Here is a 19,531-nt window from a genome sequence, read left to right on the forward strand (position 1 = left end):
GATGGAGACGACCGTGGAGGACTTCGACGCCCTGGTGATCGGGGCGGGGGCGGGCGGTCTGTGCGCCGCCGCCAGACTCTCCCACCTCGGCTACCGCACCCTCGTGGTCGAGCGGCTGGACCGGGTCGGCGGCCGGGCGTCCACCTACGAGATCGATGGCTTCAAGGTCAACAACGGGGCCATCGTGCTGGAGCTCGGTGGCGTCACCGAGGAGACCTTCGCGACCGTCGGCGCGCCGTACGACGTCCGGATGCCCTCACCCCCGCTGCTCTACCGGATCGGCGGCAAGGACATCGACGTGACCGGCGGCGGCTGGGGGTTCCTGCTCGGCAAGCTCACCCGCCAGGGGGCCAAGCTGGTCAAGGGCCTGGGCGCGGCCCGCGAGGACAGCGGGCTGCCCGAGGCCGAGCTCAGCACCGCCGAGTGGGTGTCGAAGTACACCGGGAACGAGAACGTGCACGGGATGTTCCGCAACATGTGCGGCTCCATCTTCGCGGTCGGCTCCGAGGAACTGCCCGCCCGGGTCTTCCTGACCTACTTCACCCGCAAGAGCGCCTTCAAGAAGTTCGGCTTCCACCCCGAGGGCACCATCGGTGCCTGGCGGGCGCTGGCCGACGTGGTGACCGGGAACGGCGGCGAGATCTGGCTGAACAGCGAGGTACGGTCGCTGACCGTCACCGACGGTCTGGTCACCGGCGCGGTGATCTCCCGTGACGGCGAGAGCGTCGAGGTGGGCTGCCGGGTCGCGATCAGCAACGCCGGACCGGCGGCGACCGTCGAGATGGTCGGCGCGGACAACCTGCCCGCCGACTACCGCGAGGAGGTGCGGCGCAAGGACCGTCCCTGCGCGATGATCACCGTGAACATCGCCAGCCAGGAGCGGCTCATCGAGGCTCAGGGCATGCTGAGCTTCGGCAAGACCCGGCGGCTGTGCTACATCGCCAACTTCACCGACCTCTGCCCGGAGATGGCGCCGCCGGGCTGGCACCTGTACTCCGCCTCCGGCGTGCCCAAGCCGGCCGTCGGTGACTTCGACGAGCGGGCCGAGACCGAGCTGATCATGGAGGACCTGCGCGAGCAGGTGCCCGGCTTCGAACGGGCGCGCGTGCTGTCCACCGTGGTGACGCGCGACGGCTGGCCGCCGCAGCGCGCCGTGGCCGGCTTCGACCTGGCCCCCACCACGCCGATCCCGAACCTGTGGAACGTCGGGGACGGGGTCAAGGAGTACGCCAACGGCGGCACCACCGCGTGCGCCGAGACCGCCAAGCTCATCGTCGAGCAGATCACCGAGCGTCACCCCGTCGGCGCCGGCCGCTGAGCCCGCGTCCCACCGAAGGAGGAACAATGAAGATCGTCGTCGACTACGCCAGGTGCACCGGCCTCGGTATCTGCGAGTCACTGGCACCCGGCGTCTTCGAGGTCGACGATTCCGGTGACCTCGTCGTGCTGACCGAGACGATCTCCGCCGACGACCTCGAAGGGGTCCGGCAGGCGATCGAGGGCTGCCCGACCGAGGCACTGCGGCTGGAGCCATGAGCGAGCGGCACCTTCTGGTCGTCGGAGCCTCCCTGGCGGGTCTGCGGGCGGTCGAGGCCGCCCGCAAGAGCGGCTTCGACGGCCGGATCACCCTGATCGGCGCCGAACCCCACCTCCCCTACGACCGGCCGCCGCTGTCCAAGGCCTTCCTCGACGGTGAGGACCTGCCGGCCTTCCGCGGCGAGGAGGTGCTCCGCGAGGAGCTGGGTGTCGAGCTCGCGCTCGGCGCCGCGGCGACCGCGCTGGACACCGAGGCCGGGACCGTACGGGCCGGGGGGCGGGAGTTCGGTTACGACGCCCTGGTGATCGCGACCGGGGCGGCCGCCCGTGCCCTTCCCGGCACCGGCGGCCTGCGCGGCGTCCACACCCTGCGCACCCGTGACGACGCGCTGGCCGTACGGCGGGCGCTCGACGCGGGCGCCAGGACGGTCGTGGTCGGTGCCGGTTTCATCGGCTCGGAGGTCGCCTCCGCCGCCCGCAAGCGGGGCCTGGAGGTGACGATCGTCGAGGCGCTGCCGACCCCGCTGGTGCGCGCCGTCGGCGAGACCATGGGCGGGGCGTGCGCCGCCCTGCACGCGCGGAACGGCACCGACCTGCGGTGCGGGGCCGGTGTGCGCGCGGTGGAGGGTGACGGCGGGGTCGAGCGGGTCGTGCTCTCCGACGGGACCGTGCTCGCCGCCGACCTGGTGGTGGCCGGCATCGGGGCGGTGCCCGCCACCGGCTGGCTGGCCGGCTCGGGGCTGACCCTCGACGACGGCGTCGTCTGCGACGAGACCCTGTTCACCGGGGTGCCGGGGGTGTACGCGGCCGGAGACGTCGCCCGCTGGCACAACCCGCTCTTCGGCCGCCACATGAGGTTGGAGCACTGGACCAGCGCGGCCGAGCAGGGGGCCGTGGCGGCGCGCAACGCGCTGGATCCGGCCGCCGCCAAGCCCTACTCCACGGTCCCGTACTTCTGGTCGGACTGGTACGGCGCGCGCATCCAGTTCGTCGGGGTTCCCGCGACCGACGAGGTCCGCGTCGTCGACGGTGATCCCGCGGGGGAGCGCTTCGTCGCCCTCTACCGCGAGGGCGACCGCCTGGTCGGCGCGCTCACGCTGAACGGGCAGGCCCAGATCATGAAATATCGTGGGTTGATCATGCGAGGCGCCTCCTGGGCGGAGGGGCTGGAGTTCGCCGGCCGTCGCCGGGCCGCGGCCGCGGCCGCGGTCAAGGAGAGCGTGTGAGAGAGCACGAGGAGTGCCGGTGACCGTCAAAGAGCCCGACCAGGACGATCAGGTCAGCAGGCTCGACGAGGCGCTGGAGCGGATCCTGACGGCTCGGCACAGTTGCCGCGCCTTCCGCCCCGAGCAGGTGCCGGCCGAGCTGATCGAGCGGATGTTCGCCCTTGCCCAGCGCACCGCCTCCTGGTGCAACTCCCAGGCCTGGCAGGTGATCCTGACCAGTGGTGAGGCGACCGAGAGGTTCCGTGCCGAGCTGTACGCCGCCGCCTCGACCCGGCCGATGCGCTCGGACATCCCCGGACCCGAGGAGTACCGCGGCGTCTACCGGACGCGGCGGCGGGAGGCGGGTTACGGCCTCTACAACAGCCTGGGCATCGACCGCGAGGACCACGAGGCGCGCAACCGCCAGCTCCTGGAGAACTTCCGCTTCTTCGGCGCGCCCCACGTCGCGGTGATCACCTCGGACCGGTCGCTCGGCCCCTACGGCTACATCGACTGCGGTGGTTATGTCGCCACCCTCCTGCAGGCCGCGGAGAGCCTGGGCATCTCGGCGATCCCGCAGGCCGCGATCGCCATGCAGTCCGACACCGTGCGCGCGCACTTCGAGATCCCCGGCGACCGGGTGATCGTCTGTGGCGTCTCCTTCGGCTACTCCGACACCGGGCACCCGGCCAACTCCTACCGCGTGGGCCGCGAGGAACCGGCGAACGTGGTCGACTGGCGCGGCCGGTAACCGGCGAAAGGCCGGGCGGGCCGGTGGCGGGTGTCTCGCCGGACACCTGATCGAGAGATCCCTCGTGGTGGACGGTGTGTCCGTCCTCGCTTGACTCCGCCGGGCGCGGCGGGCCGTACGGAGAACGCCGCCTGGCGCCCGCGTACCGCCGAAAGGCGGCGGGCGCCTTGGGCCTGCCGGGTGGCAGGCCCTAGCATCCAGATGTGCAGAATGATGTTCTGAGAGCCGGGGTGGTCCCCCGCACCCTGCTGGCCGCCTTCTGGCTCTGTTCCGCGGTCCATCTGGTGCTGGTCGCCGCCGGCGAAGGCCCGATGAACTCGGTGACCAAGGCGCTGCTGATGCCGCTGCTCGCGGCCTGGGTGCTGGCGCGGCGGGGACCGCGCCTGCTGGTGGCGGCGCTCCTGCTCTCCTGGGGCGGTGACGTGGCCCTGGAGATCGACGGTCTCTTCCTTGCGGGCATGGCCCTGTTCGCCGGGGCGCACGTCTGTTACGTGACCTGTCTCGTCCGCGAGGGGGCACTTCGGGCGTTGCGCCGCCGCCCGGCGATCCCGGTGGTCTACGGCGTCCTGTGGGCGGGCATGGTCTTCCTCCTCTGGCCCGGCCTGGGCGACCTGCGCCTGCCGGTGGCCGTCTACTCGCTGCTGCTGACCGCCACCGCGGTGACCGCCGCCGGTCTCGGCCCGCGCATCGGGGCCGGGGGCGCCCTGTTCCTGCTCTCCGACGCGCTGATCGCGTTCGGCCTGGCGGACCTTCCCCGCCCGCCGATGACCGGCCTGGTGATCATGGCGACCTATGTCGCGGCCCAGTACCTCCTGGCCTCGGGCATCGTCGACCGCCTCCGTACCTGAGGCGGTCACATCGCCGGCGGCGGATGCTCCCCTCCGGCGGAGGGGAGCATCCGATCGGCCTGCTTCGGGGAGATCGTCACCAGCGGGCCGGCGGGCAGGGGCCGGGGTTCTCCGTGATCACCTCTTCATCTCCGACTCGGTGGCGAGCCTGATGTCGAACGTGACGTCCAGGTAGGGCCCGTCCATCCCGTACCGTTCGATCGAGGCCTGGTCCTCGCACGGTTCGAAGTTGACGATGATCTCCGGCTTGACCGCGAAGGCGGCGTCGGAATCCAGGTAGGGATCGTCGTTGACGAACACGTGGGTGGTCAGCGTGTGGTGCCCGGCGGCCTCGACGCGGATGTGAAGATGGCCGGGGCGCATGGGATGACGTCCCATGGCGCGGAGCATGTCGCCTGCCGGGCCGTCCATCGGCACGGGGTAGCTGGCGGGCTTCACGGTGCGAAACCAGTACTCGCCGTTCTCGTCGGTGGTGAACAGGCCGCGCAGGTTGCCTTCGGGCTGCTCGGCGTCCTGGGTGTCGTAGTGGCCCTTGTCGTCGGCCTGCCACACGTCGAGGATCGCACCCGGCAGGCGGTTCCCGTGGCAGTCCTGCACGGTGCCGCGGATCACGGCACTCTCGGCCCGGCCCCATTCGGGGCCCGCGGCGATGAGGTCACCCAGTTCGCGCGGCGGGGCCACGGAGTGGAAGGGGCCCTCCACCGAGCTCGGCGTCATGTCGGCCGGTCCCTGGTTGTTCACGTCATCGACGAGCGTGGTCAGTCCCAGCATGTCCGAGAGCAGGACGAACTCCTGCCGGGTGGGCGTGCAGAACGAGCCGGTACGCGCGAGGAAGGCGAGTCCCGCCTCCCACTCGGCCGCCGTCGGCCTCACGTCCTCGACGAAGCCGTGCAGGTGACGGATGAGGCTCTCCATGATGGTCATCAATCGGGTGTCCGCGCCCTGGAGCTGGCCGACGACCTGCTCGGTCACGGGGGGGCTGCCGGCCGGGCCGTGCCCGGAGCTCATGGTCTCACTCATGCCCAGTCCTCTGCGCTCGCTGTGTTGATCACTGGAGTACGGACGTCGCCCGGCTTCTCGACCTCCACCTCGACCCCGTCGCCGTCGTGCGGCGGCCACGGGGGTGTACGCGGGTGGCCGACCCCGGACGGCGTCCCGGTGGCGATGATGCCACCGGGACGGAGCGTGAACGTGCGGCCGTTGAACGAGAGAATCGTCCCTACTGAGAAGATCATCCTATTGGTCGAGGAGACCGAGGGTATCCGGCTCGTCAAGGAGCCGGGCGAGGCGGGTCACCCCGCGGGGTTCTTCGGCCTGGACGGCACCGGTGAGCAGGGCCGGACCACGCCGGCCAGGCGGCTCGACGTCCGGTCGACAACGCCGGCACCGGCCCGGGTGAGAGCGAACCCGGGGTGCTGCTCGCCCTGGCCGGGGTGAACGGGATCCCGTGCGTGATCGTGGGGCACGACCGTCGCGCCCAGACCTCCCATCCGAGGGGGATCGGTGCGCCGCACGAGGCACGCCGTGGGATGCGGCTCGCCGAGGACCTCGGCCTACCGGTGGTCATGGTGATCGACACGCCGGGCGCGGCCGGCTCGGCCCGAGGACGTGCCGGGCTCAGGCCACCGGTGACATCAGGTCGTTTCGATCGCCTCCATGACCGCTCCCTCCTCGGTGCGGACCTGAAGGGTGATCTCCGGCGGCAGCCGCAGCGAGTTGTGCACGGCGCTGTGCTCGACGACGGTGGTGAACGATTCCCGAAGCCCTTCGGGAAGGCCGGGAGCGTCGACGACCAGATCGATTCGGCCGACCCGTGCCGGACGCAGCCCCAGGTCGTAGTGGGCGGTCACGGTGACGCCGGCGGGCAGTTCACATCGGTGCAGGTAGCGTTCGGCGCGATGGGCGACGCAGGCCGCGAGACTTCCGACGAACAGCTCGACCGGGACGGGACCGGTGTCGCCTCCGCCGAAGTCCGTGGGCTGGTCGACACGGATGGTGTGGCGGCGTATCCGAACGTCAAAGCGGCCGCCGCCGTGCCAGGTGATCTTCACCATGCCGTTCCGGTTCTGTTTCATGGGTGACTCCACGGGTGTGTTCAGGTTCCGTAGGTGGAGCACGTGGATCTCATCGCCCTGGGACGGCCCCTGCGCGTCGACAGGGGAAGGGCACGCACCGTCCGCGGATCGTGGCCGAGGCGGACGGTGCGGTCGTGCCGATCCCGGTGGCCCGGGGCGAGGGGCCGTCACCGTGAGGTGGGCCCGCCGACATGGGCGATGTCCTCCGCGGTGACGGTGCGCAACCTTTCCGCCAGGTCGGCCAGCGCGCGGGCGACCGCGAGCTCGTCGCCGATCTCGGGGACCGACTGGTCGACCGGGTTGCGGCGCGCGTGACCGATCCCGGTCAGGTGGGTGTCGTCCCTGGTGGTCAGGAGCGCCCGGGCGGCGGTGTCATCGCCCTCTTCGGTGATGTAGATCTGCACGGTCCATTGCTTGGCTTCCATGGAAGGAACCTCCGATCGAACGGGTGTTCGCGGTGTCGTGCTCCCGAGTGTGCGGCGAGCCCGATCAGATGCCGATCGTCCGGGATGGCCGGGCGGTCGCGTGGATCATCCGACGGGTGTCGCGATCTCGGTGGTCATCGGGGTCCAGCGGTTCGCGAGCCGCTGGGCGAGAGCGGGCATGGTGGTGTACTCCAGCTCCGACAGTGGCAGCCGGTGCGGTTCGAACGGGCCGTGGCGGCGGAGGTAGTCCATGATCTCGCCGGCCTGGGCCCGTGCGCCGTCGAAGGCCGGATCGTCGAACATGTCGCGCGGGCCGATCAGCTTCCCGTCGTGGATCTGGAATCCCAGCGCGACCACGCGCGGCGGGCCGTCGAACCGGGACGGATGCGCCTGCTGGACCGGGACCGGCAGGAACGGCGCGTGGTGCGAGCCGCGCATGCACCCGGCGACCGTGTACGGGAAGGCGAAGGGCTCCAGTGCCTCGCCGACCGCGGGCAACCCGGACTGGCAGCGGACGATCATCACCGGGTCGTCCTTGCCGACGTACTTGCCGGCGATCAGGGACAGCCGCTGGGTGCTGGTCGTGGCCGCGGTCTCATCCAGGGTCTTGGAACGGACGCCGTGGATCACGTAACGGGCCGGGGCGCCGATGTACATCAGCATGTCGTACAGGTCGGCCGGGCAGTCGAAGACGATGCGCTTCTCCTCGTACAGGTCGTAGACCTCGAAGCTGAAGCCGGCGTGCATCTTTCCGTCGATGACCAGGCCCGCGGTGTTGAACGGGTCGGCGAACATCTTGTACAGCGGCAGGTTCCACGCGCCCGGCTCGGTCTTGTCGGCCAGGAAGCACAGCACCGGCTCCGACGGGCGCTCCTCGAACTCCATCTCGGCATATCCGGGCCCCATGCCCCGCAGATTGCCGGAGAAGGCGTCCGACAGCAGGTCCTGGCCGGCGCCGTACAGGCCGAGTCCCTTGGCGATGTGGGTGGTGGCCTGGAAGGTGTCCCAGGCGAAGGAGTGGATGAGCCCCGCGTCGGCGCCGTAGGTGTGGGTCATGATGAGCGAGATGTCGTCGCCGCAGCCGGCGACCTGGCCGTCGATGAGCAGTCCCGAGGCGGTCGCCCGGTCGATCTCGCGGCGGGCCTCGGCCATCATGTTCGGGTGCACCGCGGAGTGGCCGACGAACCCCCCGGTGTCGGCCTTGATGACACTCAAAGTGATCATGATGATCCCCCCGTGGGTTGTCCTGCTTCCACGCTGGTCAGGGGCCTTGTATATGGGTAGGGCAGAAGGCCCCGGCCGGGCGGGACTTCCGTACCTGCTTGTGAGTGTGCTCCGGCAGCCCGCGCCTTACCGCATGAGCGCTCGCTTCAGCGTCGGCTCCACGAGTGTCCACGGTCTCCTCGCGGCCCTGGGCGGCGTGACCGTGAGCACGATCAACACTCCAGGAAAGCGAAACCCATGCGGACTATGACGAAGCTACGGACTAACCACATCACTACCCTGAGTGTGTCAAATCATAGCAGAAAGTACTCGCGACCGACCGGTGATCTGCAGCGGAGGATCGCTGCGATCCGCGGGTCATGAGCGGACCCGCGTCATGTCGAGCGGGTCCGCCCGATCCGTCAGGACTTCTTCCGGGGCGTGGACTCGATCTGGATGTGCTTTTCCTGCGGTTTGGTGTCGGCGAGTTTGACGCTGACCTCCAGAACCCCCTTGTCGTAGGAGGCCTTGACGTCGTTCTCGTCCACGTCGCTGGGCAGCGTGATCGACCGGGTGAAGGAGCCGTAGCGGAACTCCGTCCGCTGCTGGTCCCGCTGCTCGTCACGCCGCTCGGCGTGGATGGTCAGGACGCCGTTGGACAGGGTGATGTCGACATCCTTGTCGGGGTCGATTCCCGGCAACTCGGCCCGCAGCACGTAGCGATCGTCCTTGACGTAGTCCTCGAACTTGATGGGCTGCACCGCCGTCGACTGCATGGCGGCGAGGGGCATGTCCAACCAGTTGAACAGTTCGGGGACGAGGCCTCGCCGCTCGCGGATCATCGGCATGCTCATGGTGTCCTCCTTGCCTACCGAGGTCTTCCCATACCTCCATCACACCACCGGGCAGGACCCGGAGGTAACAGCCAGAGGTCTCTAACACGTAGGTCTTTTGGCCGCCGTGCCCGACGCCGGAAAGCCGCCGCCGTCGTTCGAACCGTGGCTCGGGCGCGATTCGAGTGACGCGGTGACACAACATCATGATCGACAAGGTGCCCGCCGATGACGGGTGGCCGGACATCGCGCAGATCGATGATGATCGCGGGCCTGTCCACTGATCCACCGACCCGTGCCGCCGGCATGTTCGCCGGCAGCACGGCCGACGGTAGGGAAGCGGCCGAACGGATATCGATTCAGCGGCCGTCCGCTTCGGGCCGGCGGTGGCGGCAGGCGGATCCTTTAGGATGGCGGGCATGTTCCTCCCCCGTGACTAGGACCTCGCACTGACCGCACCGATCGGGTGCGGCACTTCGGCGTCCCCGCACGTTCACAGCGCCCCAGATGCGCGCTGCTCTTCTGAGGAACACCTCCATGTCTTCGCCGTCGTACATTGCCGTCCTTCGCACCCCCCATGCCTGCCGCCTCTTCGGCGCGGCACTGCTGGGACGGCTGTCCTACGGGACCGTCTTTCTCTCCCTGGTGCTGGCGTTCACCGGCGCCACCGGCTCCTACGCCGTGGCCGGTGTCGCCATGGCCCTGTTCGGACTCACCAGCGCCGCGCTGTCCCCGCTGCGAGCCGGGCTGATCGACCGCTACGGACCTCGCCGGGCGCTGCCGCCGATGGCCCTCGGCTACGCGCTGCTGCTGGCCGCCCTGGCCGCCGCCACCTGGCGACCGGGGGCCTCCGGGGTCGCCCTGGTGGCCCTGGCCGTCGCGGCGGGCGCCTGCGCACCCCCGCTGGGCCCGGTGATGCGCACGCTCTGGAGCGACCTGCTGCCCGACCGGCGACTGCTGCAACGCGCCTACAGCCTGGACACCGTCGCCGAGGAACTGCTCTTCGTCGCCGGACCGTTGCTGGCCGGTCTGCTGGCCGTACTCGCCACTCCCGCCGCGGGCGTGGCCCTCAGCGCCGCCCTGGTGTTGAGCGGAACCTTCGCGCTCGTGTCCTCTCCGGCGGTGCGCACCGCGCGGACTCTCCGGACCGGCCCGCCGCACGCCGAGCCCGGTACGCCCCCCGCGCCGGTCTCGTCGCGACGGCGGTGGCTGTCCGGCGTGGGCGGGCTGATCCAGCCGGTCATGGTGTCGGCCGGCGTTGGCATGTGCCTGGGGGCGCTGGGCCTGCTCATGGTGGTCTTCGCCGAGCGGCATCACCAGATCGCCGCGGTGGCCTGGGCCGAGGCCGCGCTGTCGGCGGGCAGCGCGGTCGGTGGTCTGGTCTACGGCGCCCGCTCCTGGCGGGTCTCCGGGCAGGTACGGCTGCCGGTGCTGGCGGCCGCGCTGGGCCTCGCGCTCGCCGCGGCGGGGTTCTCGCCCAACCTGTACGTCCTGGTCGCGGCGGTGGGCGTCGCGGGACTGTTCGTCGCTCCCGCGCTGACCACGGCCTACCTGCTCGCCGACGAATCCGCCACGCCGCGGAACCGGACCAGGGCGAGCGCATGGGTCAACACCGCTTTCAACGCCGGCACGTCCGGCGGGACCGCGGTCGTCGGCCTGCTGGTGGGCAGCCTGCCGCTGCCCCTGTGCTTCGTCATCGCGGCAGTCCCGGCCCTGTTGTCGGCGGCCACGGCGCTGGGACGGTCGCGGCGGCCCGCGGGGTCACCGGCCGGAGGTCTCCTCTCCGAGACGGGCGTGGTGCCCGAGGGGTCAGGCCGGCCCTGACCGGAAACCTCGGCCGGCATCGCCGGTAGGCGGTCAGGGGCGGGGCCAGGGACGGCCGGTGAGACGTTCGATATCGGTGTTGAACCGTTTGAGGCAGGCGGCGAAGGTGGCGACCTCCTCGGGCGTCCAGTCGCACAGTAACTTCTCCATGCTGCGGACGATCTCGTCGCGCTGCTGCCGGAGGCGGCGCCCGCCTTCGGCGCTGATCCGGAACTTGCGGGCGATGCCCCCGTCGGGGTCGGGGATACGGTCGACCAGCCCGGCGCGGAGCATGGCCGAGGTCTGCCGGTTGAGGGTGGAGGGGTCCAGGCCGAACGCCTCGCTGAGCTGCCCGATGGACATCGGGCCGACGATCTGGATGCGACTGAGCAGGACGTAGGCGCTGCGGTCCAGATGGTCGCCCTCGCGTTCGGCGCTGGACAGGGTCAGGTGATAGTACCGCCCGAGCAGCATGGTCTCGTACTCGATCGAGTGTGTGGGCTTCTCCATGCCGGTCCCTCTCCAGACTTCCCCGCGTCCCGCTTCGCCGTACGGGTGCGCATCGGCAGTCACTATGTATCACCCCCATGTTATGCATTAAGCACATTATGTGTATCGTACACATCGCCTTATTTGTCCAGACAAGGGAGATCCACGTGGACGACTCCACGTCCACCACCCGCCCCGGCGGGATCGTCGGTGTGCTGGCGGTGGCGGGTATCGTCGCCTCACTCATGCAGACCCTGGTGGTGCCGCTGATCGGCGAACTGCCGCGCATGTTGCACACCAACGCGGCCAACGCCTCCTGGGTGATCACCATCACGCTGCTGGTGGGGGCGGTGGCCGTCCCGGTGATCGGACGGCTCGGCGACCTGTACGGCAAGCGCCGCATGATGCTGGCCTGCTCGGTGCCGATCATCGCGGGCTGCGTGACCTGCGCGCTGGCCGACTCGGTGACCCAGATGATCATCGGGCGAGGTCTGCAGGGCATGGGCATGGGCATGATCCCGCTGGGCATCAGCGCGCTGCGGGACCTGCTGCCGTCCGAGCGGGTGGGCCCCGCGATCGCGCTGATGAGCTCGTCCATGGGCATCGGCGGAGCGCTCGGGATGCCGGTCGCGGCGGCGGTCGCCGAGTACGCGAGCTGGCGCGTACTGTTCTGGGGCGCGGCCGCGCTGAGCGTGCTGGTCGCCGGCCTGATCTGGCTGCTGGTGCCCGCCACGCCCGCCCGGACCACGGGACGCCTCGACGTCGTCGGCGCGCTCGGCCTGGGCATTGGCCTGGTCTGCCTGCTGCTGGGGGTTTCCAAGGGCGCGGACTGGGGCTGGGCGAGCGGAACCACCCTCGGGCTGTTCGCCGTCGCGCTGGTCGTCTTCGGGGTGTGGGGCTGGTGGGAACTGCGAGTCGGTGATCCACTGGTCGACCTGCGCGTCACCGCCCGGCGCCCGGTACTGCTGACCAACGTGGCCTCGATCGTGGTCGGATTCGCGATGTACGCCCAGGCGCTGATCGTGATCCAGATCCTGCAGCTGCCCGAGGCCACCGGGTACGGCCTGGGCCAGTCGATGCTGGCCGCCGGCCTGTGGACGGCCCCGTCCGGCCTGATGATGATGGTGGTCTCGCCGCTGGGTGCGCGGCTGTCGGCCGCTCGCGGCCCCAAGGTCACTCTGGTCGCCGGCAGCCTGGTCATGGCGCTCGGGTACGGCTCCTCGATGGCCCTGCTCGGGACGACGTGGGGCCTGCTGATCGTCACCTGCCTCTGCAGCATAGGCGTCGGGCTGGCCTACGGCGCGATGCCCGCCCTGATCATGAGCGCGGTTCCCCGGTCGGAAACCGCCGCTGCCAACAGTTTCAACTCACTGATGCGCTCCATCGGCACCTCGGTGTCGGCCGCGGTGATCGGTGTCGTCCTCACCCAGATGACCATGCGAGTGGGCGGGCACACCCTGCCGTCCGAGAGCGGCTTCCGCACCGGTCTGCTGATCGGCTGTGGCGTCGCGCTCGTCGCCGCGGCGATCGCCTCCGCGATCCCGGCCCGCCGGGCCGACTCCCCGGCCGAGGACGCCGTCATCGCCGAACCGGCGACCGTGTCCTGACGCCTCTGCCGAGGATTCCGCCGTTCCGGCCTCGAACGCGCGGGTCGCCTTGAACGCCCGGACAGGGGAACTGCGCCAAGAGGTGGGTCTGTTGACATTGCCGCCGACGGTTTGAGTCGGTGTAGAACTTTACCGAGATGGTTGGCGTCTCATCGACGGAGTAGATGAGGCGAGGGGGCCATCGATGATCGACACTCTTCAACCGGGTGATCCGCAGCGGCTGGGGGAGTACTGGCTGGCCGGGCGGTTGGGGGCCGGGGGGCAGGGGGTGGTCTACGACGCCTACGACGAGGACGGGGCCCGGGTCGCGATCAAGGTTCTGCACACCTTCGGTAGTGCTTCGCAGCAGTTGGCCCGGATGGCCAAGGAGGTGCGGGCGGCCCAGCGGGTCGCGTCGTTCTGTACCGCGAGGATCCTGCAGGCGCGTCTGGAGGGTCCCAGGCCGTACATCGTCAGTGAGTTCGTCGACGGATTGAGTCTGGGCCGGGTGGTTCAGGACGGTCGTCGTTTCCGGGGTGATGATCTGCATCGGCTGGCGATCGGGGTGGTCACCGCGCTGGTGGCCATCCACGAGGCCGGGGTGATCCATCGCGATCTCAAGCCCGACAACATCCTGCTCGGTCCTGACGGTCCACGGCTGATCGATTTCGGGATCGCCCGCACTGTGGAGATGTCGTTGACTCCTACGGGGATGCCCGCGGGCACGCCACCGTACATGGCGCCGGAGATCTTCGAGGGCAGGCGTGCCGGAGCGGCGGCCGATGTCTTCTCCTGGGGGGCGATCGTGTTGTTCGCCGTCACGGGCGAGCATGCCTTTCACGCCGATTCCGTTCTCGCGGTGGCTCATCGGGTGCTCACCGCCGATCCTGATCTCGGTGTGTTGCCGGAGTCGTTGCGTCCGCTGATCGGTGCGGCGCTGGCCAAGGACCCGCTCGCCCGGCCGACGGCCCGCGCCATCCTGTCCGCCCTCATCAACGGCACACCGGACACCCCCGGCGATCTGATGGCGGCGGGTAGTGCGGAGGCCGGGGCGCTGGCCCGGTGGGAGCCGATCGATCCGACCCTGGGCATGATCGCCGAGGATGCCTACACCTCCCTCACCCCCGAGGAACGCGACCGTGTCCCGGAGGTCTTCCTCCGCCTGGTGACGGTCGCCGACGACGGCGACCTCTTGCCCCGGCCGGTCCCGCACGCCGAGCTCTTCGACGGGCTGACGCACCCGCAGGAGCAGGCGCTGCACAACATGCTCATGGCTTTCCGTGACGTGGTCACCCATGCCGATGAGCGGATCACCCTCGCCAGGCCCGCGGTGCTGAGGGCCTGGCCCCGGCTGCGCGGCTGGCTCGACACCGAGCGCGACGGCCTGCCGGCACATCACCGGATCCGGCAGGCCGCGCAGGCCTGGGAGACCCACGGCCGGCGACCGGGAGACGTACTCAGTGGCAGGGGTCTGGAAGAGGCCCTGCTCTGGGTCACCACAGGTCACCAACATCTCGTGCTGAACCGGCTGGAGACCGAGTTCCTCAACGCCGCCACCCGTACCCAGACCCGCGACATCCGGCGCCGCCAGGCCCTCACCACCTTCCTGGCCGCACTCCTCGCCGTCGCCCTGGTGGCGACGGCCCTGGCCGTGCGGGCGCAGCAGGCCGCCGACCACCAGCGCGACGCGGCCGTCTCCCGCAGGCTCGCCGCGCAGAGCGAACTCCTCACCGGCGACCCCCGGCTGTCGGCGCTGCTGGCGGTGGCGGCCTGGCGGGTCAGCCCCACCCCCGAGGCCCGCGCCGGCATGCTCACCGCTGCCGGAAAGCCGGAGCGCGCGATCCTGGCCGGCCACGCCAACTCGGTCACCTCGGTGGCCTTCAGTCCGGACGGGCAGACGCTCGCCACCGGCAGCCATGACGGTACGGTGCGGCTGTGGGACGCGCGGACTCGTCGGCAGGTCGGTGCCCTCCGGACCGACCCGGTCACCTCGGTGGCTTTCAGCCCGGACGGGCAGACGCTCGCCACCGGCAGCGTTAACGGCCTGGTGCGGTTGTGGGATGTGCGGACCCGTGAGCAGATCGGCAAGCCCCTGCTCGACACCGCCGGCTCCGCCTTCTCGGTGACGTTCAGTCCGGACGGTCAGCTGCTGGCCATCGGCAGCATTGACGGCCTGGTGCGGTTGTGGGATCTGCGGACCCGTCGGCAGGTCGGTGCCCTACGGGCCGCCCACATCGACTCCGTCACCTCGTTGGCCTTCAGCCCGGACGGGCGGACACTGGCCGCCGGTAGCGACGACGACGGCAAAGGCACGGCGCGACTGTGGGACGTGCGGACCCGCAAACAGATCGGTGCCTCGCTGACCGGCCACACCAAGGCCGTCCTCTCGGTGGCCTTCAGCCCGGACGGGCGGACACTGGCCACCGGCAGCGCTGACACCACGGTGCGGCTGTGGGATGTGCGGACCGGTAAGCAGGTCGGTTCCCCGCTGACCGCACACACCGACGACGTCAACGCGGTGGCCTTCAGCCCGGACGGTCAGCTACTGGTCACCGGTGGCCGTGACGGCACGGCGCGGTCGTGGGACGTGCGGACCCGCACGCAGGTCGGCGCCCCCCTGACCAGCGGCAGCAACGCCATCTACGCGGTGGCCTTCAGCCGGGACGGGCGGACGCTGGCCACCGGCGGTGCCAACGGGACAACGTGGCTGTGGGATGCGCGAGCTCACCGGCAGGTCGGTTCCCCGCTGACCGGCCACACCGACGAGGTCCTCTCGACGGCGTTCAGCCCGGACGGTCGGCTGCTGGCCACCGGTGGCCGTGACGGCACGGCGCGGTTGTGGGATGTGCGGACTCACAAGCAGACAGGCATTTTTCCCTTCACCGCTTACCCCGGCTCCGTCCACTCGCTGGCCTTCAGCCCGGATGGGCAGGTGCTGGCCACCGGCGATGCCGACGGCGCGGTGCGGTTGTGGGATGTGAAGACTCGCCGGCAGATCGGTGCTCCCCTGGCCAATCCCACCAACGCCGTCTTCTCCCTGAGTTTCAGTCCGGATGGGCAGGTGCTGGCCACCGGCGATGCCGACGGCGCGGTGCGGTTGTGGGACGTGCGGACTCGCCGGCAGATCGGTAGCCCTCTCACCACCGACACCGAAACCGTCACCTCGGTGGTTTTCAGTCCGGACGGGAAGTCGCTGGCCGTCGGCAGCTACGACGGCCTGGCGCGGTTGTGGGATGTGCGGACCCACACGCAGATCGGTGCCCCGCTGACCGGTCACACCAACGTGGTCACCTCGGTGGCCTTCGCTCCGGGTGGTCAGGTGCTGGTCACCGGTAGCTACGACGGTACGGCGCGGTTGTGGGATGTGCGGACCCACACGCAGATCGGTGCCCCGCTGACCGGTCCCAACGATTCCGTCTACTCGGTGGCCTTCGCTCCGGGTGGTCAGGTGCTGGCCACCGGCAGCTTCGACGGTACGGTGCGGTTGTGGGATGTGCCGACCCACACGCAGATCGGCGCCCCGCTGACCGGGGGCTCCACCGGCCCCGTCTACTCGGTGCCCTTCAGCCCTGACGGACAGACGCTGGTCACCGGCGGTCGTGACGGCGCGGTTCGCCTGTGGGATGTCGGCATCCCCGGTGATCCCTCCGGGGTGCTCTGCGCGATCGTCGCGGATTCCCTGACCCATGAGGAATGGGCGCGGTACGTCCCCGAAGTGGACTACCAGCCGGTCTGCCCATGACACTCGCATCCGTTCGTCCGGCGTGACGGGCGAAGATCATGGCTGTGCCGGCCGGCTCCCGGTCGTTTCCCGAGGCTCTTCGGGCATCGCGATGAGCCCGTCACCGTCCGGCGGCGGTAGGAAGGCCGGAGCATACGAAGCGGCTCGACCGGCAGGCCATTCTTCCCGGGGGACGGGGGGACGGGGGGACGGGGGGACGGGGGGACGGGAAGGCGGGCCACCCTCGCCGACCATCGGCGCCCGGGGGCCGGCCGGACGAGCCGACGTGCCTGGTCAGGACGTTCCTGTCAGCGGTGAGAAAAGCCTGTTGCGGACATGGTCAAGAAACTGCGAAGATCACCGCGTTTTGTCATGCCTTTTGTAAGGACTACGGGTGCCCAAAAAGCCATCGAGCGAATCGGGAGTCCGAGGCCACACCTTGGCGCTCTCGACCCTGCTCGCCTTCGTCATGCTCCTCACGTTCGCGCCGCCGGCGAACGCCAACGCGTTCGGATGGTCGTTTCTGCATCCGTCAGGATGCTGCGCGCAGGCCGACAACAAGGACCATTACTACAACTACTCGTCGTTGACCTCGTACATGAAGGTCGCGGGCAACTACGCCATGATCAAGTTGGACTCCCAGACCGACATGGCCACGCACTACGACTCCACCCCTGACAAGCACACCGATGTGGAGATGTTCGATCAGTACTACGACGACTACTGGGGTCTCGACTGGGACGGGTCGAGCACCGGAAAGAACATCTACGCCCGCGCCGAGTGCGTACGGATGATCAGCCCGGGGCTCATCAACGGCTGGTGGAAGTGCGACCAGTACGAGATCCGCTTCGATCTGGCCGACATGAGCCGCTTCTCGGAGAACGAGCGTAAGAAGACGGCCTGCCACGAGGTCGGGCACACCACCGGGCTCGACCACTCCTCCCAGAGCGACTCCTGCATGAAGTCGGGCCGCTCCACCGTGCGCACCTACACCTCGCACGACGTCGCGCACATCAACGGTCGATTCTGAGGACGGGACACATGCCAAAGACGTTCCGATCCCGCACCGCGGGAGTGAGCCTCACCCTGGTCACCGCCCTGGGCCTGCTGGCCGCCGTCGGTGTGGCCGCCGCCCGCTCCAACGACCCCGCTCCTCCGTTCTGGTCCCTGATGCGCTCCGACGCGGGCGAGTCGACGGGCGAGTACCTCTACGACTCGCTGGACGACCTGACGCCGGGCGCGCCGGCCTCCGGCGCCTTCGTCCCCGCGGCGGCGATGCTGGAGGGCACCGTCGTCGGCATCGAGCCGGGGATCGCCTTCGGCTCCGACGACGGCACCGGCACCGCGCCCATCGTCGGCTACGACGATCCCAACGCGGCGGTCCGCTATGCCGGCCTCGTCGTCAGGGTGGACCGTACGCTGTCCGGACGGCTCGGCCTCGGAGTGCAGAACGGTCAGATCCGGCTGCAGGTCAAGCAGCCCAATCACGTCTCCCTGGACCTGCTGCGTGCTTCCATCGGCAGCGCGGGGCACGGGCTGTTCTACGTGCACAACGCCCTGGAGCGCAGCCAGGCCGAGGGACGGGCCGTGCCCCAGGCACTGGCCGGCTACCTGGCCTCGGTGCACCTACCGATCGGCGAGGGTGTGTTCGTCGAGCAGGCGCCGGGTGAGCCGGTCATCGCCCCGCTCATGGACAACCCGGAGCGGGTGGACCAGATCCTCAACGGCGGTCCGCCGCCTGTGGAGGAGGAGCCCGAGCTGGAGACCCCAAGGCCGCCCAAGCCCTCGGACTTCCCGCACGGGGAGGACCCCGGCCAGACGCCGACGACCACTCCGGTCCCGGACCCCACGGACGACCCCGACGCCTCGGTGGTGGACGTCCCCGACCCGGTCACGACGGACACCCCCGGCCCCACGGGGAACGAGCCCGAGGCCGACACACCGACCCTGGGCCAGTTGCTGAACCGCGCGGTGAGCGCGGCCTGAGAGGCCGGCACCGACACCGCGTCGGCCACCTGCCGACCCGGCCACTCCGATGAGATACGGCCCCGCCCCGGTGAACCGGGGCGGGGTCTCGTTTCGGTTCTTGACCGGTGTCCGCGGATCGCCCCGGCGGTTCGACAGCGTGATGGTCCGGCCTGCAACCAGGTCTGATTCCCGCCAGCGCACCGACCGGTCAGGGCCGAGCATGGATCCATGAGCACCTTCCGTACTTTCGCCATCGATGCAGAGGTCGTCGCCGGGTTGCGGGTCCGTGACGACGCCGGGCGCACGCCCCGTCTGGTCACCGACACCGAGGGAGGTTCCCCGCTGCGCTGCTGCCTGCGCCACAGCCTCCCCGGAGAGGAGCTCGCCCTGCTCTCGTACGCGCCGCTGCGCCGCTGGGCGGCGCGGACCGGAGCCGACCCCGGCCCGTACGAGGAGGTGGGTCCGGTCTTCGTGCACGCCGAGCCGTGCGAGGGGTTCGGCGGGACGGGTTTTCCGGCCGGTATGGGTGGTGAGCGGCGGGTCTTCCGCGCCTACGACGCCAAGGGCGGCATCCTGGGCGGACGGCTGGTGGAGCACCACATCAGCGGTGACGCCATCGCGTCGGAGGCCATCCTGGCCGAACAGTTCGCCGACCCCGAGGTGGAGCTGGTACATGTACGGGCCGTGGAGTACGGCTGCTTCATGTTCGAGGTGCGCCGCGCCTGACCCCGGCCCGACCTTGCCCGTAATGAGACGGGGCGGTCACCCTGCCGGTTCGATCCAGCGGAGAGCGCCGATGACCTCATCGGGGTGCTTGCGTCCCGGTACGCTCGGCTGCGGGACAGCCGCCTGTCGCGGACCCGTAATCAGGTTCGCTGGGGCGGCTGTGCCGCGGACGGGCTCTCTGTCCCGCTGCGGGAGCGGGCGCTTAGCCGCTCGCGGACGGGTGGTGTTCGGTCCACTGGCGTAGGCGGGCCAGGCCGGGGCGGAGGCGGGGGCCGTGAGCACCCGGGGGGATGCCGCCGGATGGCCGCATGAGCACGCTCCGTTCGCTGTCGGTGATCGTGCACAGCGGAGAACACGACGGG

Annotated in this window: 19 protein-coding genes and 1 pseudogene; 13 read left to right on the forward strand and 7 right to left on the reverse strand. The window is 70.1% G+C overall.

The features are described 5' to 3' along the window. Position 1: 1 nt before the first annotated feature. The 5 genes from ACQP0P_RS21190 to ACQP0P_RS21210 all read left to right on the forward strand — a co-directional run bounded on the left by ACQP0P_RS21190 (position 2) and on the right by ACQP0P_RS21210 (position 4,340). Complete coding sequence (locus ACQP0P_RS21190; RefSeq protein ID WP_433379670.1) at positions 2 to 1,318, forward strand: phytoene desaturase family protein; 1,317 nt, start codon at positions 2 to 4, stop codon at positions 1,316 to 1,318. A gap of 26 nt (positions 1,319 to 1,344) precedes the next feature. Beyond that, positions 1,345 to 1,536 carry a ferredoxin gene (locus ACQP0P_RS21195; protein ID WP_386323198.1) on the forward strand — a complete coding sequence of 64 codons (192 nt, stop codon included), beginning with the start codon at positions 1,345 to 1,347 and terminating at the stop codon, positions 1,534 to 1,536. After that, positions 1,533 to 2,762, forward strand: coding sequence for an NAD(P)/FAD-dependent oxidoreductase (locus ACQP0P_RS21200; RefSeq protein ID WP_433379673.1), 1,230 nt, complete (start codon positions 1,533 to 1,535; stop codon positions 2,760 to 2,762). Before ACQP0P_RS21195 ends, ACQP0P_RS21200 begins: the two co-directional genes overlap by 4 nt. Before the next feature lie 19 nt (positions 2,763 to 2,781). Then, positions 2,782 to 3,492: a nitroreductase gene (locus tag ACQP0P_RS21205; RefSeq protein ID WP_433379676.1), complete on the forward strand. Its 711-nt coding sequence runs from the start codon at positions 2,782 to 2,784 to the stop codon at positions 3,490 to 3,492. A 203-nt stretch (positions 3,493 to 3,695) separates the two neighbouring features. After that, the gene (locus ACQP0P_RS21210) at positions 3,696 to 4,340 is read left to right on the forward strand and encodes a lysoplasmalogenase (protein WP_433379679.1); all 645 of its coding nucleotides are present in this window, start codon (positions 3,696 to 3,698) and stop codon (positions 4,338 to 4,340) included. Positions 4,341 to 4,457: 117 nt separating this feature from the next. Here the strand turns inward: ACQP0P_RS21210 and ACQP0P_RS21215 are convergent, their stop codons facing one another. Together ACQP0P_RS21215 and ACQP0P_RS21220 are read right to left on the reverse strand one after the other, a co-directional pair. Further along, positions 4,458 to 5,360, reverse strand: a complete 903-nt coding sequence (locus ACQP0P_RS21215; protein WP_433379682.1) for a dioxygenase — start codon at positions 5,358 to 5,360, stop codon at positions 4,458 to 4,460. After that, entirely contained in the window at positions 5,357 to 5,575 is a 219-nt protein-coding gene (locus tag ACQP0P_RS21220; protein ID WP_433379685.1) for a fumarylacetoacetate hydrolase family protein, read from the reverse strand. The genes ACQP0P_RS21215 and ACQP0P_RS21220 overlap by 4 nt, the downstream gene beginning before the upstream one ends. Positions 5,576 to 5,579: 4 nt before the next feature. Here ACQP0P_RS21220 and ACQP0P_RS21225 point away from each other — a divergent pair, with 4 nt between their 5' ends. Together ACQP0P_RS21225 and ACQP0P_RS21230 are read left to right on the forward strand one after the other, a co-directional pair. After that, positions 5,580 to 5,777 carry a hypothetical protein gene (locus ACQP0P_RS21225; protein ID WP_433379688.1) on the forward strand — a complete coding sequence of 66 codons (198 nt, stop codon included), beginning with the start codon at positions 5,580 to 5,582 and terminating at the stop codon, positions 5,775 to 5,777. 20 nt (positions 5,778 to 5,797) lie between these two features. Continuing rightward, positions 5,798 to 5,872, forward strand: a pseudogene (locus ACQP0P_RS21230) (hypothetical protein); the annotation flags it as partial. 102 nt (positions 5,873 to 5,974) lie between these two features. On the opposite strand, the gene ACQP0P_RS21235 reads toward ACQP0P_RS21230, so the two are convergent. The 4 genes from ACQP0P_RS21235 to ACQP0P_RS21250 form a co-directional block, all read right to left on the reverse strand. Next, complete coding sequence (locus ACQP0P_RS21235) at positions 5,975 to 6,415, reverse strand: OsmC family protein (protein ID WP_433379691.1); 441 nt, start codon at positions 6,413 to 6,415, stop codon at positions 5,975 to 5,977. 167 nt (positions 6,416 to 6,582) lie between these two features. Beyond that, a complete protein-coding gene (locus tag ACQP0P_RS21240) occupies positions 6,583 to 6,840 on the reverse strand; it encodes a DUF1876 domain-containing protein (RefSeq protein ID WP_433379694.1) in 258 nt (85 codons plus the stop codon). Positions 6,841 to 6,945: 105 nt separating this feature from the next. Then, a complete protein-coding gene (gene fbp, locus ACQP0P_RS21245) occupies positions 6,946 to 8,055 on the reverse strand; it encodes a fructose-1,6-bisphosphate aldolase/phosphatase (RefSeq protein ID WP_433379697.1) in 1,110 nt (369 codons plus the stop codon). A 410-nt stretch (positions 8,056 to 8,465) separates the two neighbouring features. Next, positions 8,466 to 8,897 (reverse strand): Hsp20/alpha crystallin family protein, encoded by a 432-nt coding sequence (locus ACQP0P_RS21250; RefSeq protein ID WP_433379700.1) that lies wholly within the window; start codon positions 8,895 to 8,897, stop codon positions 8,466 to 8,468. A gap of 516 nt (positions 8,898 to 9,413) precedes the next feature. Between ACQP0P_RS21250 and ACQP0P_RS21255 the strand changes: the two genes are divergently transcribed. Continuing rightward, positions 9,414 to 10,700: an MFS transporter gene (locus tag ACQP0P_RS21255; RefSeq protein ID WP_433379703.1), complete on the forward strand. Its 1,287-nt coding sequence runs from the start codon at positions 9,414 to 9,416 to the stop codon at positions 10,698 to 10,700. A 33-nt stretch (positions 10,701 to 10,733) separates the two neighbouring features. On the opposite strand, the gene ACQP0P_RS21260 is transcribed toward ACQP0P_RS21255, so the two are convergent. Continuing rightward, positions 10,734 to 11,189 (reverse strand): MarR family winged helix-turn-helix transcriptional regulator, encoded by a 456-nt coding sequence (locus tag ACQP0P_RS21260; RefSeq protein WP_433379706.1) that lies wholly within the window; start codon positions 11,187 to 11,189, stop codon positions 10,734 to 10,736. 146 nt (positions 11,190 to 11,335) lie between these two features. Here ACQP0P_RS21260 and ACQP0P_RS21265 point away from each other — a divergent pair, with 146 nt between their 5' ends. From ACQP0P_RS21265 to ACQP0P_RS21285, 5 genes are all read left to right on the forward strand, one after another. Continuing rightward, a complete protein-coding gene (locus ACQP0P_RS21265; protein ID WP_433379709.1) occupies positions 11,336 to 12,775 on the forward strand; it encodes an MFS transporter in 1,440 nt (479 codons plus the stop codon). Between the two features lie 184 nt (positions 12,776 to 12,959). After that, positions 12,960 to 16,496 carry a protein kinase domain-containing protein gene (locus ACQP0P_RS21270; RefSeq protein WP_433379712.1) on the forward strand — a complete coding sequence of 1,179 codons (3,537 nt, stop codon included), beginning with the start codon at positions 12,960 to 12,962 and terminating at the stop codon, positions 16,494 to 16,496. 418 nt (positions 16,497 to 16,914) lie between these two features. After that, positions 16,915 to 17,505 (forward strand): matrixin family metalloprotease, encoded by a 591-nt coding sequence (locus ACQP0P_RS21275; protein ID WP_433379715.1) that lies wholly within the window; start codon positions 16,915 to 16,917, stop codon positions 17,503 to 17,505. 11 nt (positions 17,506 to 17,516) lie between these two features. Continuing rightward, entirely contained in the window at positions 17,517 to 18,461 is a 945-nt protein-coding gene (locus ACQP0P_RS21280; RefSeq protein ID WP_433379718.1) for a hypothetical protein, read from the forward strand. A 210-nt stretch (positions 18,462 to 18,671) separates the two neighbouring features. Next, positions 18,672 to 19,169 (forward strand): DUF1203 domain-containing protein, encoded by a 498-nt coding sequence (locus ACQP0P_RS21285; RefSeq protein WP_433379721.1) that lies wholly within the window; start codon positions 18,672 to 18,674, stop codon positions 19,167 to 19,169. Positions 19,170 to 19,531: the final 362 nt, after the last annotated feature.

It is taken from the genome of Streptosporangium sp. CA-115845 (assembly GCF_050943795.1).
In the GTDB taxonomy this organism is placed as follows: domain Bacteria; phylum Actinomycetota; class Actinomycetes; order Streptosporangiales; family Streptosporangiaceae; genus Streptosporangium.